At 64.8% G+C, this 14,456-nt stretch carries 22 protein-coding genes and 1 tRNA gene; 5 read left to right on the top strand and 18 right to left on the bottom strand.

Translation table 11 applies throughout. The features are described 5' to 3' along the window. Window positions 1-2: 2 nt before the first annotated feature. The 17 genes from HMUK_RS08830 to HMUK_RS08750 all read right to left on the bottom strand — a co-directional run bounded on the left by HMUK_RS08830 (window position 3) and on the right by HMUK_RS08750 (window position 9,020). Entirely contained in the window at window positions 3-395 is a 393-nt protein-coding gene (locus HMUK_RS08830) for a 30S ribosomal protein S8 (RefSeq protein ID WP_015762799.1), read from the bottom strand. Window positions 396-397: 2 nt separating this feature from the next. Beyond that, window positions 398-571: a 30S ribosomal protein S14 gene (locus HMUK_RS08825; protein WP_015762798.1), complete on the bottom strand. Its 174-nt coding sequence runs from the start codon at window positions 569-571 to the stop codon at window positions 398-400. Beyond that, a complete protein-coding gene (locus HMUK_RS08820; RefSeq protein ID WP_015762797.1) occupies window positions 568-1,095 on the bottom strand; it encodes a 50S ribosomal protein L5 in 528 nt (175 codons plus the stop codon). Before HMUK_RS08820 ends, HMUK_RS08825 begins: the two co-directional genes overlap by 4 nt. Beyond that, on the bottom strand, window positions 1,092-1,889 hold the full coding sequence (locus HMUK_RS08815; RefSeq protein WP_015762796.1) for a 30S ribosomal protein S4e: 798 nt from the start codon (window positions 1,887-1,889) through the stop codon (window positions 1,092-1,094). Before HMUK_RS08815 ends, HMUK_RS08820 begins: the two co-directional genes overlap by 4 nt. Continuing rightward, window positions 1,886-2,248 carry a 50S ribosomal protein L24 gene (rplX, locus tag HMUK_RS08810; RefSeq protein ID WP_015762795.1) on the bottom strand — a complete coding sequence of 121 codons (363 nt, stop codon included), beginning with the start codon at window positions 2,246-2,248 and terminating at the stop codon, window positions 1,886-1,888. The genes HMUK_RS08815 and rplX overlap by 4 nt, the downstream gene beginning before the upstream one ends. Window position 2,249: 1 nt before the next feature. Continuing rightward, complete coding sequence (locus tag HMUK_RS08805) at window positions 2,250-2,648, bottom strand: 50S ribosomal protein L14 (protein ID WP_015762794.1); 399 nt, start codon at window positions 2,646-2,648, stop codon at window positions 2,250-2,252. Next, window positions 2,648-2,974 carry a 30S ribosomal protein S17 gene (locus HMUK_RS08800; protein WP_015762793.1) on the bottom strand — a complete coding sequence of 109 codons (327 nt, stop codon included), beginning with the start codon at window positions 2,972-2,974 and terminating at the stop codon, window positions 2,648-2,650. The genes HMUK_RS08805 and HMUK_RS08800 overlap by 1 nt, the downstream gene beginning before the upstream one ends. Continuing rightward, window positions 2,965-3,267: a ribonuclease P protein component 1 gene (locus HMUK_RS08795; RefSeq protein ID WP_049940794.1), complete on the bottom strand. Its 303-nt coding sequence runs from the start codon at window positions 3,265-3,267 to the stop codon at window positions 2,965-2,967. The genes HMUK_RS08800 and HMUK_RS08795 overlap by 10 nt, the downstream gene beginning before the upstream one ends. A gap of 118 nt (window positions 3,268-3,385) precedes the next feature. Continuing rightward, window positions 3,386-3,592 (bottom strand): 50S ribosomal protein L29, encoded by a 207-nt coding sequence (rpmC, locus tag HMUK_RS08790; RefSeq protein WP_015762791.1) that lies wholly within the window; start codon window positions 3,590-3,592, stop codon window positions 3,386-3,388. Further along, entirely contained in the window at window positions 3,589-4,542 is a 954-nt protein-coding gene (locus tag HMUK_RS08785) for a 30S ribosomal protein S3 (RefSeq protein WP_015762790.1), read from the bottom strand. Before HMUK_RS08785 ends, rpmC begins: the two co-directional genes overlap by 4 nt. Further along, window positions 4,542-5,003, bottom strand: coding sequence for a 50S ribosomal protein L22 (locus HMUK_RS08780; protein ID WP_015762789.1), 462 nt, complete (start codon window positions 5,001-5,003; stop codon window positions 4,542-4,544). Before HMUK_RS08780 ends, HMUK_RS08785 begins: the two co-directional genes overlap by 1 nt. Before the next feature lie 3 nt (window positions 5,004-5,006). Further along, on the bottom strand, window positions 5,007-5,429 hold the full coding sequence (locus tag HMUK_RS08775) for a 30S ribosomal protein S19 (RefSeq protein ID WP_015762788.1): 423 nt from the start codon (window positions 5,427-5,429) through the stop codon (window positions 5,007-5,009). Further along, on the bottom strand, window positions 5,426-6,148 hold the full coding sequence (locus HMUK_RS08770; RefSeq protein ID WP_015762787.1) for a 50S ribosomal protein L2: 723 nt from the start codon (window positions 6,146-6,148) through the stop codon (window positions 5,426-5,428). The genes HMUK_RS08775 and HMUK_RS08770 overlap by 4 nt, the downstream gene beginning before the upstream one ends. A gap of 2 nt (window positions 6,149-6,150) precedes the next feature. Next, window positions 6,151-6,408, bottom strand: coding sequence for a 50S ribosomal protein L23 (locus tag HMUK_RS08765; RefSeq protein ID WP_015762786.1), 258 nt, complete (start codon window positions 6,406-6,408; stop codon window positions 6,151-6,153). Further along, window positions 6,405-7,148, bottom strand: a complete 744-nt coding sequence (rpl4p, locus tag HMUK_RS08760) for a 50S ribosomal protein L4 (protein WP_015762785.1) — start codon at window positions 7,146-7,148, stop codon at window positions 6,405-6,407. The genes HMUK_RS08765 and rpl4p overlap by 4 nt, the downstream gene beginning before the upstream one ends. A gap of 3 nt (window positions 7,149-7,151) precedes the next feature. Beyond that, window positions 7,152-8,168 (bottom strand): 50S ribosomal protein L3, encoded by a 1,017-nt coding sequence (locus tag HMUK_RS08755; protein ID WP_015762784.1) that lies wholly within the window; start codon window positions 8,166-8,168, stop codon window positions 7,152-7,154. Window positions 8,169-8,171: 3 nt separating this feature from the next. Beyond that, window positions 8,172-9,020 (bottom strand): putative RNA uridine N3 methyltransferase, encoded by an 849-nt coding sequence (locus HMUK_RS08750; RefSeq protein ID WP_015762783.1) that lies wholly within the window; start codon window positions 9,018-9,020, stop codon window positions 8,172-8,174. Window positions 9,021-9,259: 239 nt separating this feature from the next. On the opposite strand from HMUK_RS08750, the gene HMUK_RS08745 reads away from it, so the two are divergent. After that, window positions 9,260-9,568, top strand: coding sequence for a hypothetical protein (locus HMUK_RS08745; protein WP_015762782.1), 309 nt, complete (start codon window positions 9,260-9,262; stop codon window positions 9,566-9,568). Window positions 9,569-9,683: 115 nt separating this feature from the next. Then, window positions 9,684-9,754 (top strand) — tRNA-Gly (locus HMUK_RS08740). 440 nt (window positions 9,755-10,194) lie between these two features. Here HMUK_RS08740 and HMUK_RS08735 read toward each other — a convergent pair. Further along, entirely contained in the window at window positions 10,195-10,854 is a 660-nt protein-coding gene (locus HMUK_RS08735) for a DUF4013 domain-containing protein (protein ID WP_015762781.1), read from the bottom strand. 180 nt (window positions 10,855-11,034) lie between these two features. Between HMUK_RS08735 and HMUK_RS08730 the strand changes: the two genes are divergently transcribed. From HMUK_RS08730 to HMUK_RS08720, 3 genes are read left to right on the top strand one after another with little or no spacing between them, the layout of a single operon-like run. Beyond that, on the top strand, window positions 11,035-12,384 hold the full coding sequence (locus HMUK_RS08730) for an ABC transporter substrate-binding protein (RefSeq protein ID WP_015762780.1): 1,350 nt from the start codon (window positions 11,035-11,037) through the stop codon (window positions 12,382-12,384). Window positions 12,385-12,437: 53 nt separating this feature from the next. Beyond that, complete coding sequence (locus HMUK_RS08725; protein ID WP_015762779.1) at window positions 12,438-13,424, top strand: carbohydrate ABC transporter permease; 987 nt, start codon at window positions 12,438-12,440, stop codon at window positions 13,422-13,424. Continuing rightward, window positions 13,421-14,365, top strand: a complete 945-nt coding sequence (locus HMUK_RS08720; RefSeq protein WP_015762778.1) for a carbohydrate ABC transporter permease — start codon at window positions 13,421-13,423, stop codon at window positions 14,363-14,365. Before HMUK_RS08725 ends, HMUK_RS08720 begins: the two co-directional genes overlap by 4 nt. Window positions 14,366-14,456: the final 91 nt, after the last annotated feature.

Below are 14,456 nucleotides of genomic sequence, written 5' to 3'. Positions count from 1 at the left end.
TGTTAGTAGACGTATGCGATGACCTGGCCACCGATGCCCTCTTCGCGGGCCTCGTAGTGGCTCATGATGCCGTGGCTGGTGGTCACGACGAGCGTCCCGTAGTCACGGGCGGGGAGGAATCGTTTCTCCCACTTTTCGAACTCGTCTGCGCCCGCCGTGTAGCGGGGCTTGACCGGGCCACATTCGTTGATGGCACCTTTCAGTTCGATCTCGAAGGAGCCGGCTTTACCGTCGTCGACGAACTGGAAGCCGTCGATGTACCCGCGGTCGTAGAAGACCTCGAGTACGCTGCCGATCTCGTTCGAAGCGGGCTGTACTGTCTGTTCGAGGTGGCCGACGCTCTCGGCGTTGTCGAGCGCCGACAGCGCGTTGGCGAGTGGGTCGTTTCCTGTCATAGTTAGCTGTACTTCTTGAATCCCATGCCCCGAGAGATCTCTCGGAAGCACTGGCGACACAGCCAGATGTCGTACTTGCCGACGAGACCCTGCTCGCGACCGCATCGCTGGCACGCCTCGAGCTGTCCGGTCGGGACCGATTCCTCGGCCTCTGTTTCTGATTCGCTTTCGCTCATTCGCTCACCTCCACGTCGAAGGTCGACTCGACGTAGGCAGCGGCGTCGTCGGCGTCGAGTCGATGGCTGGACGGGATCGATCGCGAAGCCTTGTCGCGCTTGGCCACGCGGTAGCCGGGGCGGACGAGGTTGACCGTCACGTCCAGCCCGTAGATCCCGATCTGCGGGTCGTACTCCTGACTCGGGAAGTCGGTGTGTTCCGCGACACCGAAGCTGAAGTTGCCGGTGTCGTCGAACTGCGAAACTGACAGCTCCGTCAGCGGGAGCGCAGTTTCGAGGAACTCCTGGGCGTCGTCGGCCCGCAGGGTCACCTTCGCACCGATGGGGTCGCCCTGGCGGATCTCGAACTCGCCGACGGTGTTCTGTGCGACCGTCCGGACCGGCTGCTGGCCCGCGATCTCGGCGAGGATCTCCTCGCCTTCCTGGAGTTCACGACCACCCTGGCCGACGCCCATGTGGACGACGACCTTCTCGACGCGGGGCTCGCGCATCTCGTGGAAGCCGGCGTCGGTCTCGGAGCTCATTCGTCGTCACCTCCCTCGGGGTCCTGTGAGGCTGCGTCCTCGGCGTCCTCATCGACGAAGTTCTCGTCGATGACGACGACGTACTCTTCGACGGTCTCGAAGCCGTCGCCGTCGGTCTGCTCGACGAGCACGTTGTTCGAGGAGCTCCCCGGCGTGACCTGAATCTCGTCGATCTCACCGATCTCGCCGGCGTGTGCGCCGTCGACGGCGGTGACCAGCGCGCCCGCTTCGTACTCGAAGTGAGCGACGATCTCGCCTTCTCGCGGCTCGTCGCCGCTCGAACTGTCCGAGTCGCCCTGCGACTCGCTGTCCTCGTTGGCGACGACGATGGAGTCGCCACCGTCGTAGTCGGTGTCTTCCTCGACCAGGAGCGTCTGGCCGTCGTGCAGCGTCAGCTGGATCTGATCGCCGCTGACCGCTCGCTTGCCGACGATCTTGCCCAGCTTGGACTGTGCGCTGTCCTCGTCGATGGGGGTCAGCGCCAGCCGACCGCCCTCGCCGGGGAACACGCGGTAGTACTCGTCTCGCTCGACGAACGCCAGGATGTCGAACATCCCGACCGGGCGTTCCTCGTCGGAGACGGCCTTTCCGTTGATCAGGACGCTGTCGTTGTTGAGGGCGTAGCGGGCTTCCTTGCGGGAGTCCACGTAGCCCAGCACGTCCCGCAGGACGATCAGGAGGGGGACTCCTGCTTCGCCGTGGGGACCAGCGTCTGCCTTTACGGTGAACGTCTCGGTCTTGCGCTCGACCGGCCAACTCTTCGGGACCGATAGTCGTTTCTGATGGTTACTCATGCGCTGTCCTCCTCGGATTCGAGGCGCGCCTCGCGGCGGTCGTCGTCGAGATCCAGCTCCGTGACGCGAACGTTGCTCGCGTCCAGCGGGCGTGGAACGTCCTCGCCGTCGGCTGCCGCGACGGTCACGTCCTCGACGTAGATGGCGGCGTCGTCGAGGTCGACCTCGACGACTTCGCCCTCTTCGCCTGCGTAGTCGCCGCGCAGCACTTCGACGGTGTCGCCCGCGTTGACGCGAACGGATCGCTGGTCGTACTCCTCGCGGAGGTCGTCGGCCAGCGTCGCTCGCACCTGCTTTTGCTTCTCGTGAAGCGGGGCACGCCGTGCGTTCTTGCGCTGTTTGGATGGTTGTCGTGTCATGCTATACGATCATCGTCGCCGTGCTCGCGATGGAGCCGAACCGTTCGGCGACCTCGCGAGCGATCGGGCCCTTGATCTCCGAGCCCTGGGGTTCTTCGTTCTCGTTGATGATGACGGCCGCGTTGTCTTCGAACTTGACGCGGGTACCGTCCGGACGGCGGATCGGCTTGCGCTGGCGGACCACGACGGCCTCCAGCACCTGCCGACGCATCTCCGGCGTCCCTTTGGTGACCGAGACGGTGATCTTGTCACCGAGCCCGGCCTTCGGATGACGGTTCTTCGTCCCGGAGTAGCCCGAGACGCTGATGACTCGCAGTTCGCGTGCGCCCGTGTTGTCGGCACACGTGATCAGCGAGCCCTTCTCGAGACCCTGCGTCACGTCTGCTTTCAGGGCCTCCATCAGTCGTCACCCTCCTCGATTGCAACGACAACGTGGCTTTTCGTCTTCGAGAGCGGTCGACACTCTGCGATCGTGACCGTGTCGCCGACCGCGAGGTCGAGACAGTCGGGTGCGTGAGCCGGTACGCGGCTGCGTCGCTTCATCAGCCGGTCGTACTTGGGCACCTTCACGTCGTACTCGCGTTCGACGACGACGGTCTTCTCCATGTCAGTGGACGCGACCTCGCCTTCGATCGTCTGCCCGCGGACACTCAGTGTGCCGTGGAACGGGCAGTTATCGTCGGCACAGGCCTCGTCCGGTTCCTGTACGTTCAGTCCTAGCGCCATTTGGAATCACCTGTCGCTTCCGTGCGTCGAGCGGGGCGGGCGACCAGGTTCGAACCGCGAACCCGGACCGAGCGCGACTCGGAGTCGCCCTCGGCCGGGAGGTCGAACCGGAACGTCGCCGCGTCCTTCGGCACGTGCCACACCCGATCGGTCCCCTCGACACCCAGCGTCTTCGTCGTCTCGGTGACGACGGTCCCGGCGATACCGATCGCGTCGGGATTTGCCGCTGCGACGACCTCGACGTCGAGGCCGGCGAGTTCGTGTCGTGGGAGCGTTTCGGGTGTCAGTGGCATCATTCGGAGTCCTCTTCGTTCGCAACGTCACACGTCTCACGGGTCAGACAGTTGTCTCGCGGCGAAGCCACGCGACCGTCCGCGGAACGTCGGTCCGCGCTCTTCGACCCGTCGAACCTCATTCGAGGTCCCCTTCTTCGGTCTGGATCGTCTTGATCCGGGCGATGGCCTTCCGCAGCTCGCCGATGCGACCCGGATTCTCGGGTGCCCCACCCGCCGCCTGAACGGCGCGGGCGTTGAGCAGTTCCGTCTTGAGGTCCTCGAGTTCCGACTCGCGCTCGGCGGCCGTCATGTCGCGGACCTCCTCGACGTGGATGACGGTCATTCGTCGTCACCCTCCTCGCCGTCTGCGGACGAGTCCGCATCGTCCATCTCCTCTATGAGATCTTCGGCCTCGGCGGCGGTGTCCTCGTCGAGGTCCTCCTCGATGGACTCCTCGACGTCGTCGATGTCGACGTCGGCGTCCTCGTCGGAGGGGGTCTCGACATCGTCGAACTCGTCTGTCGCTTCCTCGACGACCTCCTCGTCGACGTCTTCGACGAGTTCGTCCTCGTCCGCGTCCTCGTCGGCGGGGGCCTGCGCGCCGTGCTCGGCGGCAGCGTCCTCGCCTTCGGGCTCGCCTTCGAGGAGCTCCTCGACGGACTCGCCGTCGGTGTCGGCGACGTAGTCCTCGACCTCGACGTCCTCGTAGATCTCGAAGTCGTCGGGGAGTTCCGCTTCCGGCGGGATGATCTTCACTCGGACACCGATGGTGCCGAGTTTCATCACAGCGACGCCGACGCCGCTGTCGACGATGTTCTCCGCGGGCTCACCGTTGTGCTTGATGTAGCCACGGTTGAACTTCTCCACGCGCGAGCGTGCGCCCGTGACCTTCCCGGAGAGGACGATCTCTGCGCCCTTCGCGCCTGCTTCCATGATCCGGTCGATCGTGGTGTGACCGGCCTTGCGGAAGTACCAGCCGCGTTCGAGGGCATTGCCCAGACGGTCCGCGACGATGCGGGCGTTGAGGTCTGGCTCATCGACTTCCTGGACGTCGACCTGCGGATCTTCGAGGCCGAACTCCTCTTCGAGGGTGGTGGTGATCTTCCGGATGTTCTTCCCACCCTTCCCGATCACCATACCGGGTTTCTCGGCTTTGAGCACGATCTGGGTCCCCATCGGCGTCTTGGCGACGTCCATGCCGCCGTAGCCGGCACGACCGAGTTCGTCTGCGAAGAACTCGTCGATCTGGGTCCGCTGAAGTCCGTCTTCGATGAACTGCTGTTCGTCTGCCATTATTCGTCGACCTCCTCTAAGATCAGTTCGACGTCGACCTGCGGACTGTTCCAGGCAGATGCCCGGCCCATCGCGCGGGGCTGGCGACCCTGCTGTTCGCCGACCTTGTGGGCGGCGACGTGCATGATCTCCATGGACCCGCCGTCGAAGCCCTGATGGTCCGCGTTCCCGACTGCGTTTTCCAGCAGGTCGAGGAACGCTTCGCTGGCCTTCTCGGGGTAGCGACCGGCGTCCCAGCCGTCGATGTCGTTGCGGTGGCCGACGCCCGAGTTGTGGGACTTGAACGGGACCGACTGCTTCTCCGCGATCACGTCTTCGAGGTACGCGATCGCGTCGTCGGCCGTCATGCCCTTGATCTCCCGAGCGATAGCCTTGCTGTGCTTGTGGCTCATCTGCCGCTCCCGGAGCATCGCTTTCGCCGTCGTGTCCGGGTCGGCGTCGACTGAGTAGCTGATTCCCATGATTTACTTGAGCGGTACGAACTTCGAGGAGCGGGTCGCCCCGATGCCGGCCTGACCGTGTTCGACCGACTTCCGAGTGAGCTGGAACTCGCCGAGATAGTGACCGATCATCTCGGGCTCGACCTGCACGCGCTCGAAGCTCTGCCCGTTGTGGACGGCGAAGGTCAGATCGACGAACTCCGGCAGGATCGGCATATCCCGCAGGTGGGTTCGGATCGGGTTGTTCGCCGTCTCCTCGGGCTCTGCATCGCGGGCCTCCTCGAGCAGCTTCTGTTGCTCGTCGGTCAGACCGCGTGTGATACTTCGCCGCTGGCGAGCGGGGAGCAGTTCCGCAACCTCGTCGAGCGACAGCTCCTGCAGCTCGTCGAGCGTGTGGCCACGATAGGTGAAGTCACCCTCCTGACCAGTCTGATATCCTGAACTCATTCGTTGCCACCTCGACCGGTTCGCTTCGAGGAAATGTCCCCGACCTTCCGACCCGGCGGGGCGTTACGCGAGATTGACTTGGGCTTGCCGGGGTGCTGTCGGCCGCCGCCACCGAACGGGTGGTCGACGGCGTTCATCGCGACACCGCGGACGTTGGGCCACTTGGTCCCTCGCGCTTTCATCTTGTGGTGCTTGTTGCCGGCTTTGACCATCGGCTTCTCGGTGCGGCCGCCACCGGCGACGACGCCGATAGTGGCACGACACTGCGGGTCGAGCCGCTTGACCGCTCCCGAGGGGAGCTTCACGACCGCGACGTTGCGGTCGTGGGTCATCAGCTGTGCGCTGACGCCGGAGGCCCGGGCGAAGCGACCGCCGTCGCCCTGGTTGGCCTCGACGTTGCACACCGGGACCCCTTCCGGGATCTCGGCGAGCGGGAGGGTGTTGCCGGGCTCGATGGCCGCGGAGACACCCACCTGCATCCGATCACCGACGCCCACGCCCTCGGGCGCGAGCACGAGCCGGCGATCGCCGTCCTCGAACTCGACGGCCGCGACGGGTGCCGAGCGGGCGGGATCGTGCTCGATGTCGACGACCGTGCCGGAGACGACGTCGCCGTCTTCGACGTTACGGTGCTGCAGGTCTGCCTTGTAGCGGTGCGAGGGAGCCCGGAACGTGGACGTCCCGCGACCGCGTCGTTGTCCCTGAATTCGTCGTCCCATCGTTAGAACACCCCGATCCTGGAGGCGACTTCCTGGGCGTCGTCGTCCTCGGAGAGGCGAACGACGGCCTTCTTTTCGCCGTCCATCGTGTTCTGCGTCGTGACCGCTTCGACGGTGACGTCGTACTGCTGTTCGACCGCGTCGGCGACCTCGGGCTTCGAGGCCGCGGAGTCGACGGCGAACTGCAGCTTGTTCTGGAAGTCCATGTCGTTCATGGCCTTCTCGGTCACGTGCGGATACTTGATCACGTCCCACGTCATCGCTCGGACACCTCCGCGAGCGCGCTCTCGGTCCAGATCGTGAGCCGACCGGGGGCAGTCCCCGGTGCGAGGTCCTCTGCGTTGACCTCGCGCGCGGTGGTCACGTCGGCACCGGCGAGGTTGCGAGCCGCCTTCGACGGCTCCTCGCTGGTGACGAACAGAATCGAGGACGGTCGGCGGTACTTCCGCCCGCGGGCGGAGCCCTTGCCGGCCTTGATCTTCGTGTCGTCGGCGCGCTCGATGTCGGCGTGAACGCCGAGCGATTCGAGCGTGTCGACGACGGCCTGGGTCTTCTGGAGGTCCTCGAAGGAGTCGTCGACGACGAGCGGGAGTTCGAGATCGTCGTCGAACTCGTGACCGCGCTCGGCGACGAGTTCGCTGTCGGCCGTCGCGGCGATGGCCGAGCGCGTCGCGAGCTTGCGCTCCTTGTCGTTGATCGTCAGCGATCGGTCCTTCTCGGCCTTCGGCGGGTGGGCCGGTCGACCCCCAACTGCCTGGGGGACGCGCCGTGCCTGGCCTCCCTCTCGGGGAACGTGGGCCATCCCGCGACCGCTACCGAACGACTCGGCAGGCGTTCGCAGACCCGCGTACTCGTCGGACCCGTAGTCCTGCTTCCGGTTTGCCTGTTGGGCACGCACTGCAGTGGCGATGAGATCGGGTCGGACCGTGGTCTCGAAGACCGCGGGCAGATCGACCTCGTCGCCTGCGTTACCGTCCAGGTCGTAGATTGTTGCCTGCATGTGTTATCCCTGATTCGACTGCGTCGAGACGAAGCGCACCTCTGGGTCGAGGCGCGGCTGGTCGTTCGGACGCACTGCCGGTCGGAAGCGCACGAGGCGCTGGTCCGGACCGGGAACCGAGCCCTTGACGAGCGTGTACGGCCCGTCGACTTCGCCGTAGTTGACGAAGCCGCCGTCGACGCTGGCGTCGTCGCCGTCGCCGATATCGATGAGGCGCTTGTTGAGCTCGGTTCGCTGGTGGTAGCCGGTCTGGCCCTGCTGGGGCACCGTCGAGCGGACCCGGGAGGGGTTCCACGGACCGAGGTTGCCGATCCGTCGTCGCCAGCCCTGGCGGGCGTGCTTGCCCTTCCGCTTCTGGACGCCCCATCGCTTGACGGGGCCCTGGGTGCCTTTCCCCTTGGTGACGGCCGCGATGTCGGCGTACTCACCGGCGCGGAACACGTCGTTCATGGCGTGTTCGCCGCCGTCGTCGACCAGTTCGAGCGCGTGCTCGAATCGGTCGCTCAGCGAGCCACCGCCGACTCGCGTCTCCATCACGTCGGGCTTTTTCTTTGGCACGTTGGCCAGTTCGTCGGGGACCGTGTGCGTGACGACGCGCACGTCCGCGATGTCACCGGCGTCGAGTGCGTCGCGTACCTGTTCCTCTGCGGCATCGGCGTCGTGGCCCTCGGGAAGGTCCAGAGCGCGATCGAGTTCCGAGTGGAACTCGTCGGTCCAGACCTCCGTGAGCGGACGCTTGCCGTACGGCGTGTCTTCGTAGGCTCGGACTGCCACGGCGCGCACTGGCGGCGTCTCCACGACCGTCACCGGGACGGTCTCTTCCATCCCCTCGCGTGGGGAGTTGGGTTCGTCGTTGACGAGAGTGACGTGTGTCATTCCCGCCTTGTAGCCGGCGAACCCCTGGAGACCAGCCTGGCCGTCGTCGGACGGCCAGCTGTTGAAGCGCGGCGTTTCGTTCGCCGCTCGCGTACGCGGGCCGTAGCCCAGCGAGCCTTTGCGTGGTCTGCTTGGTTGTGGCATGGTCTACTCCGTGAGGGTCAGCGAAGCGAGAGTGGCGAACATCGCTTCTTCGGTTCGCACGACCTCGCTTCCCTGGTTTGGAACCGTATTCAGCCAAAGGTCGAACCCGGCGTCGTCGTCACCTGTGCCGTCTGGGACGGCGTCGTCCGGGTCCAATCCGAATATCGCTGGCAACCCGCGCTCCGGAGCGCCGAAGGCCACTGTCATGTGGCCCGCGTCGTCCCGGCGCTCGACCAGTTGGCCGAGCCGGTCGACGCCGAGTTCCTCACCATGCCGCGATGCGGCGATGGCGAACCCGGCGTCGGACCGTTCGAGTGCCGTATCCACGTCCGCGGTGTCGACGACGTACCCGGTGAGGGGCTCGTCGACGAGCTTTGCGCGGACTGGCCGTCGCGAAGAGACCCTGACGGTGACGCGCTCCCCCTCGCCGGGCACTTCCATCGCGGAAGGTACCGGGAGAGAGATCGGGTGTTGCAGTCCGCAATTGACCCGAACGCGCCCATCAGCTCCGACCTCGGTCACGATTCCCTGTCTTAACGACCCCGAACCCTCAGATCCGGAGCCGGTCTGTGAACGGACGCGGAGCGGCGGTAAGACGCCGACGTACTCCAGTTCGTCCCGCTTGCCCCAGACCTCCTTTCGGAGGTACGGCGGCGTCGCGGCGTACCGCAAGACGGTTTCGACGAACCCGTCTTCCCACTTCCCCGCTCCCGCTGGATCGGGGAAGATCGTCAGCCGATCGACCCGGAACACGACGGCCGCGCGGGCCACGTATCCCAGCTTGCGAGTCGCCTCGCGTCTGTCCTCGGCTTCCCGGACGAGGGAAGACGGCACGAGTACGCTAGTCGTCATACCGGAACGCTTCCACGTCGCGCCACTAGACTGTGCCGATACATCCCCCAGCCATCCTTAAAAAGAGTCCGCTTCACGCGCGCGATGAGAAGCGTTCACACGGCCCTAGATGGTCGTTACCTGGCGATTCCACGTGACTACGTTCCATGCGACTGGGAAGGACTGGAGCGGGATCAGACAGCTGTCGCCACGGACGCTCCGACGGTGGATATATCCGGGCACCATCGGTACTGTGACACGTGCTGACGCGACAACTCTACCTCCTCGGCGGTGGGTTGGCACTGCTGGGGAGCCTCACGATTCTCGCCAACCTCGTGATCGCGGGAATGTGGGACAACTTTCTCGTCATCAATGCGCTGGTCGTGGTCTTCGTCTGCGTCGTCGGGCTCAGGAAAATCTACGAGCGAGAGGACTTCGAGCGCGACCACGCCCTGCCGTACCGTGTCCTCAATCTGGGGATAGCTATCGGCACCGTCATCATGGGAATAGTGATGCTCGGCATCGGCAGTCTCACCTACCAGTGGCTCGTCGTCGGCGGGAGCCCGTAACGCGAGACGGGACCCCGGTGTGTGAGGGTATCGTTCGGGTCGCCCTCCCACGGTTATGGCTCCAATTCGGAAGCCTTTTATCCTTCACCCTCGCCACATCAAAATGCACTCACCCGCGGTGGTAGTGTAGTGGTATCACAGGACCCTGCCACGGTCCTAACGGGGGTTCAAATCCCCCCCACCGCATACTTTTGCCGCGAGCGAACTCGCGAGCGGCAAATATCGGTACGAGGGATTTGAACCACAGCAGTCGCGCGCAACGAAGTGAGCACGTCTGCTTCAGGTTCAAATCTCCCACCGCATCCCTGCGACGAGCACTGCGTACCGTGTGCTCGTCTCTCGAAAGGGAGACATCGCAGCTCGTCCTTCGAGTGTGAATGGCTCTTCGTACGTCGCACGGGCGTAGCCGGCGAGTGCCCGTGGCGTGGGACCCGCGGACGTGCGTGGAGATCACCGACGATGAGCATCCGTGATCGTCCGTAGCTCCGGTGGGGACCTCCGCGTCGAAGAGAGTCGGTTCGGCAGGACGCGTCCGTCCTCGGGCGACCCCGAGAGCGGGGCCGTGACACCGTCGACCTGGAGCATCGTTCACCATATAGAAATTCCTCGTCGTCGCGTGTCGGCGATCAGCGTCGGCGCGCACGGGCGATCGCACGCCCCCACAGGTACGCGGCGACGAGGAATCCGTAGGCGAAGACGAACGTCCCGACGAGGGGCCCGACGCGGGAGAACGTGAGGAGCGAGCCTCCGATGCCGAGCGTGACGGTGAGCGCGACGAACCCGAGCGTCCAGCCGAAGAAGTACGCGCCGTGGCCGCCGATCGACCGAAACGACTCGATCGAGAACGCCTGCCGGAGCGACCCCGTCTGTCCGTACACCGTCAGCGCGATCGGGAGCAAGTAGAGCCCCAGCAGGCCGATAAACAGCGTCGCCGTCGAACCGGCGAGGATGCGACCGGTCGGAAGGTCGCCCGCGCTGGCGTCCAGCGTGACGACGCCGTACACCGTCACGAGCAGGGCGGCGAGGGGCAACCCGAGGAAGAACAGACAGAGGATCGACCCGCCGACGGACTGCCGGAGGAGGGTTCGACCGTCCGCGAGAAACGGGGGAAGAGAGTCACCCCGTTCGCTGGCCGTCAGGACACGGACGACGTAGCCGACGACCGGGAGCAGTGGGACGGCTGGGACGACGAACGAGAGAGCGAGCGACAGCCACACGGCGAGCAGCGGCCGCTCACGCGCGTCGCCAGCGATGGGGTACGTTGCGGCGGTCGTCGAAGGGCGCATGGGTACGACCACCGTGTGGACCGCCGTATGCCCATCGGTCTTCGATCGTTCTGGTCGGCTGTCGACACACAGTTTGTTCGCTATAGTAAACAGAACTAAGTGAGAAAATTTCAGTAAGAATGGTTTCGCTCAGAGGGACAAATATATATGGCAATCGATCATTCCCTACCATGGAGTACCATGACTGACGATAGTGACCGACTTTCGCGGCGGCGGTTCGTTGAAGCGACAGGAGCGGCAACACTGATCGGCCTCGCTGGCTGTAGCGGGGACGGCGGTGGTGACGGCGGCGACGGCGGCGACGGCGGCAGTGAGAACACCGACGGCAGTGACGGCAGTGACGGCGGCGACAGCAGCGGGGACCCACTCGAAGTGCTTCACGGCTGGACCGGCGGCGACGGTGCAGCAGCGGCCGAAGCACTCGTCGAGGCGTTCGAAGAGGAGTACCCCGACATGGAACACGAGTTCAACCCCATCGGTGGGGGCGGGAACCAGAACCTCGACGCAGTCGTCGCCAATCGGCTGCAGAACAACAACCCGCCGAGTTCCTTCGCCAACTGGCCCGGCAAGAACCTCCAGCGCTACGAGGGCGTGCTGGGCGAGGCCGACAGCGTGTGGGACGAAGAGGGCTTCGAGGACGTGATGGTCCAGGAGGCAGTCGATCTCCACCAGTACAACGGTGCGTTCCGAGCCGTCCCGCTGGGTTCCCACCGACTGAACTGCCTGTTCTACAACACCTCGGTCGTCGAGGAGGCGGGCGTCGATCCCGATTCGCTGACCAGCGTCTCGGCCCTGATCGACGCACTGGAGACGGTCGCGACCGAGACCGACGCGGTGCCGATGACCCACGGTATGAGCGGGACCTGGACGACGACGCAGCTGTGGGCGTCGACCATGCTCGGTAAGGAAGGATACGACGCCTACATGAACTTCATCGAGGGCAGTCCCGACGAGGCCGCCGTCCAGTCGGCCTTCGAGTCGGTCGCCGAGATCCTCGAGAACTACATCAACGACGACGCGTCCTCGATCGGTCTGACGGAGTCCAACCAGAACATCATCGAGGGCAACGCCGCCTTCATCCACCAGGGCAACTGGGCGGCCGGTGCCTTCCGTAACGCCGAGGACTTCGAGTACGACGAGGACTGGGGCTTCAAGACGTACCCCGGCTCCGAGGGGATGTACATGCTCCACTTCGACTCGTTCCTCTACCCGTCGAACAACCCGACCCCGGAGAAGACGGACAAGTTCATGGCCTTCGTCGGGAGCGAGGCCGCACAGGTCGCGTTCAACCAGTACAAGGGATCGATCCCGACCCGGACGGACGTGGACATGAGCGCGTTCGGTCCGTACCTTCAGGAGACCCAGGAGGACTTCGCCAACGCCGAGGAGCGGCCCCCGAACCTCCAGCACGGTCTGGGTGTCGACTCCGAGACGATGTCGACGCTGAACGACGTGATCTCCAGCGAGTTCTCGGGACCGTACAACGTCGAGGCGGCGACCAGCGGCTTCATCGACGCGGTCTCCAACTGATTCCGGTCCAATGAGCGACCGGATTTCGGCGGTTTCGACAGGTGGTGAGAGACATGGCATCGCATAACGACGACACCGAGGAGAGTGGCGACGCAGTCACCGACGGCGGGGTCGTCGAAGAACAACGGCAGACCGGATTCGGGCCGATCACCAGGCTGAACGAGCGGTTCGGTAGCGACTTCGTCGAGTCCTCGCAGTTCTGGCTCCCGCCGTTCCTGCTGGTGGGGCTGTTCGTCTACGGCGCGATCATCTGGAACGTCATGATCTCGCTGACGGACTTCCGGGGGTTCGGAACGCCGGACTACAGCGATCTGGACCTGGAGATGTACGCCCGAGCGCTGAGCGACAGCGGCTTCGTCGACGCCGCGGTCAACACGTTCGTTCTCCTGATCGGGTTCACGCTCGTGACGCTGGCGATCGGGCTCGGGCTCGCGATCCTGATCGACCGGAACATCCGATTCGAGAACACCTTCCGGACGATCTACCTGCTCCCGATGAGCCTCTCGTTCGTGGTGACCGCCCAGTTCTGGGCGTGGATGTACAACTTCAACAACGGCGTCATCAACATCGTGCTCACGTCGGTCGGCCTCGACCGAGTCGACTGGATCGGTAGCCCGAATATCGTTCTCTGGGCGGTCGTGTTCGCGCTGATGTGGCAGTTCGCCGGCTATGCGATGGTCGTCTACCTCGCCGGGTTGCGCGCGATTCCGGACGAGCACTACGAGGCGGCCAAGGTCGACGGCGCGTCGACGCTGCGGATGTACTGGCGCGTCATCATCCCACAGCTGAAGGGATCGACGATCAGCGCCTCGGTCGTCCTGATGGTGTTCGCGCTGAAGGCCTTCGACTTCCTGTACTCGCTGGTCGGCGGTTACCGACCACCGAACGGGGCCGACATCCTCGCGACGAAGATGGTCCGTGAGGCGTACGCGAACCTCAACTGGGCGTACTCGTCGGCGATCGCGATCATGCTGTTCCTGATGGCACTGAGCATCGTCGGCCCGTACCTCTACTACCAGTACAAGGAGGGACACCTATGAGCGACGAGACACGGACGGACGGTGGCGCTGTATCGGCGGCGGGATCGGACCAGCCAGCGGGACTGCTCGCGGAGATCGACGCCTACCGCGTCGCGCTGTACCTCGGCCTGCTCACGATCCTGGCGTTCTTCCTGATCCCGATCGAATCGGGACTGGTCACCTCGTTCAAGACCAGCACCGGCGTCAGCGGGACGCTCCCGTTCGCACCGCCGACCCCGGAGGTGTTCACGCTCGCGAAGTGGCAGACCGCGTTCGACGCGCTCGCGCGCGGGCTCGTCAACAGCGCGCTGTACGCGGTGCCGGCGACAGTCATCTCCGCGCTGCTGGGCAGCTTCGCGGCCTACGGAATCACGCAGTCGAACTGGAAGCCCAAGTACAAGGCACCGATCCTCGCGCTGTTCGTCGCGGGGATCTTCATCCCCTACCAGGCCGTGCTCGTGCCGCTCTCGCAGTTCTGGTCGATGATACCACTGCAGGAGGCACTCGGCTTCGTGTGGGCACTCGGGATCAGCTCGGACTACACCGGCGTCGTCGAGCTCATCGTCACACACGTCGCCTACGGGCTCCCGATCTGTACGGTGCTGTTCCGATCGTACTACAAGAACATGAGCGAGGAGATGATCGAAGCGGCACGGCTCGACGGCGCGTCGATCCGGCGCGTCTATCGCCGGATCGTCCTCCCGCTGTCGGGACCGATGTTCGCCGTCGTTCTGATCTATCAGTTCACCCAGATCTGGAACGACTTGCTGTTCACGCTCGTGTTGGTCCAGACCGAGTCCAGTACGGCCGCACCGATCGTGCTGATCCTCGCGGGCCTGGGACAGTCACTCGAAGGACAGGACTTCGCGCTTCGGATGGCGGGTGCGTTCATCGCCGCCTTGCCGACGCTCGCGGTGTACATCATGTTCGGCGAGGAGTTCGCCGAAGGGGTGGCGACATGACCGGACGCACCAGCCAGCAGGAACTCATGATTCGACATCAGTCACACAGTCGACGAGACGTATCGCACGAGAACTGTACCGTCGCTTCCGG

The sequence above is a fragment of the Halomicrobium mukohataei DSM 12286 genome, from assembly GCF_000023965.1.
Classification (GTDB): Archaea; Halobacteriota; Halobacteria; order Halobacteriales; family Haloarculaceae; genus Halomicrobium; species Halomicrobium mukohataei.
The sequence above is the reverse complement of the archived record's forward strand: the minus strand, read 5'-3'. Positions and strand labels throughout refer to the sequence as shown.

Coding starts and splice junctions, on each gene's coding strand:
- HMUK_RS08830 (WP_015762799.1), bottom strand. CDS start 395: ATGACAGGAAACGACCCACTCGCCAACGCGCTGTCGGCGCTCGACAAC.
- HMUK_RS08825 (WP_015762798.1), bottom strand. CDS start 571: ATGAGCGAAAGCGAATCAGAAACAGAGGCCGAGGAATCGGTCCCGACC.
- HMUK_RS08820 (WP_015762797.1), bottom strand. CDS start 1,095: ATGAGCTCCGAGACCGACGCCGGCTTCCACGAGATGCGCGAGCCCCGC.
- HMUK_RS08815 (WP_015762796.1), bottom strand. CDS start 1,889: ATGAGTAACCATCAGAAACGACTATCGGTCCCGAAGAGTTGGCCGGTC.
- rplX (WP_015762795.1), bottom strand. CDS start 2,248: ATGACACGACAACCATCCAAACAGCGCAAGAACGCACGGCGTGCCCCG.
- HMUK_RS08805 (WP_015762794.1), bottom strand. CDS start 2,648: ATGGAGGCCCTGAAAGCAGACGTGACGCAGGGTCTCGAGAAGGGCTCG.
- HMUK_RS08800 (WP_015762793.1), bottom strand. CDS start 2,974: ATGGCGCTAGGACTGAACGTACAGGAACCGGACGAGGCCTGTGCCGAC.
- HMUK_RS08795 (WP_049940794.1), bottom strand. CDS start 3,267: ATGCCACTGACACCCGAAACGCTCCCACGACACGAACTCGCCGGCCTC.
- rpmC (WP_015762791.1), bottom strand. CDS start 3,592: ATGACCGTCATCCACGTCGAGGAGGTCCGCGACATGACGGCCGCCGAG.
- HMUK_RS08785 (WP_015762790.1), bottom strand. CDS start 4,542: ATGGCAGACGAACAGCAGTTCATCGAAGACGGACTTCAGCGGACCCAG.
- HMUK_RS08780 (WP_015762789.1), bottom strand. CDS start 5,003: ATGGGAATCAGCTACTCAGTCGACGCCGACCCGGACACGACGGCGAAA.
- HMUK_RS08775 (WP_015762788.1), bottom strand. CDS start 5,429: ATGAGTTCAGGATATCAGACTGGTCAGGAGGGTGACTTCACCTATCGT.
- HMUK_RS08770 (WP_015762787.1), bottom strand. CDS start 6,148: ATGGGACGACGAATTCAGGGACAACGACGCGGTCGCGGGACGTCCACG.
- HMUK_RS08765 (WP_015762786.1), bottom strand. CDS start 6,408: ATGACGTGGGACGTGATCAAGTATCCGCACGTGACCGAGAAGGCCATG.
- rpl4p (WP_015762785.1), bottom strand. CDS start 7,148: ATGCAGGCAACAATCTACGACCTGGACGGTAACGCAGGCGACGAGGTC.
- HMUK_RS08755 (WP_015762784.1), bottom strand. CDS start 8,168: ATGCCACAACCAAGCAGACCACGCAAAGGCTCGCTGGGCTACGGCCCG.
- HMUK_RS08750 (WP_015762783.1), bottom strand. CDS start 9,020: ATGACGACTAGCGTACTCGTGCCGTCTTCCCTCGTCCGGGAAGCCGAG.
- HMUK_RS08735 (WP_015762781.1), bottom strand. CDS start 10,854: ATGCGCCCTTCGACGACCGCCGCAACGTACCCCATCGCTGGCGACGCG.
- HMUK_RS08730 (WP_015762780.1), top strand. CDS start 11,035: ATGACTGACGATAGTGACCGACTTTCGCGGCGGCGGTTCGTTGAAGCG.
- HMUK_RS08725 (WP_015762779.1), top strand. CDS start 12,438: ATGGCATCGCATAACGACGACACCGAGGAGAGTGGCGACGCAGTCACC.
- HMUK_RS08720 (WP_015762778.1), top strand. CDS start 13,421: ATGAGCGACGAGACACGGACGGACGGTGGCGCTGTATCGGCGGCGGGA.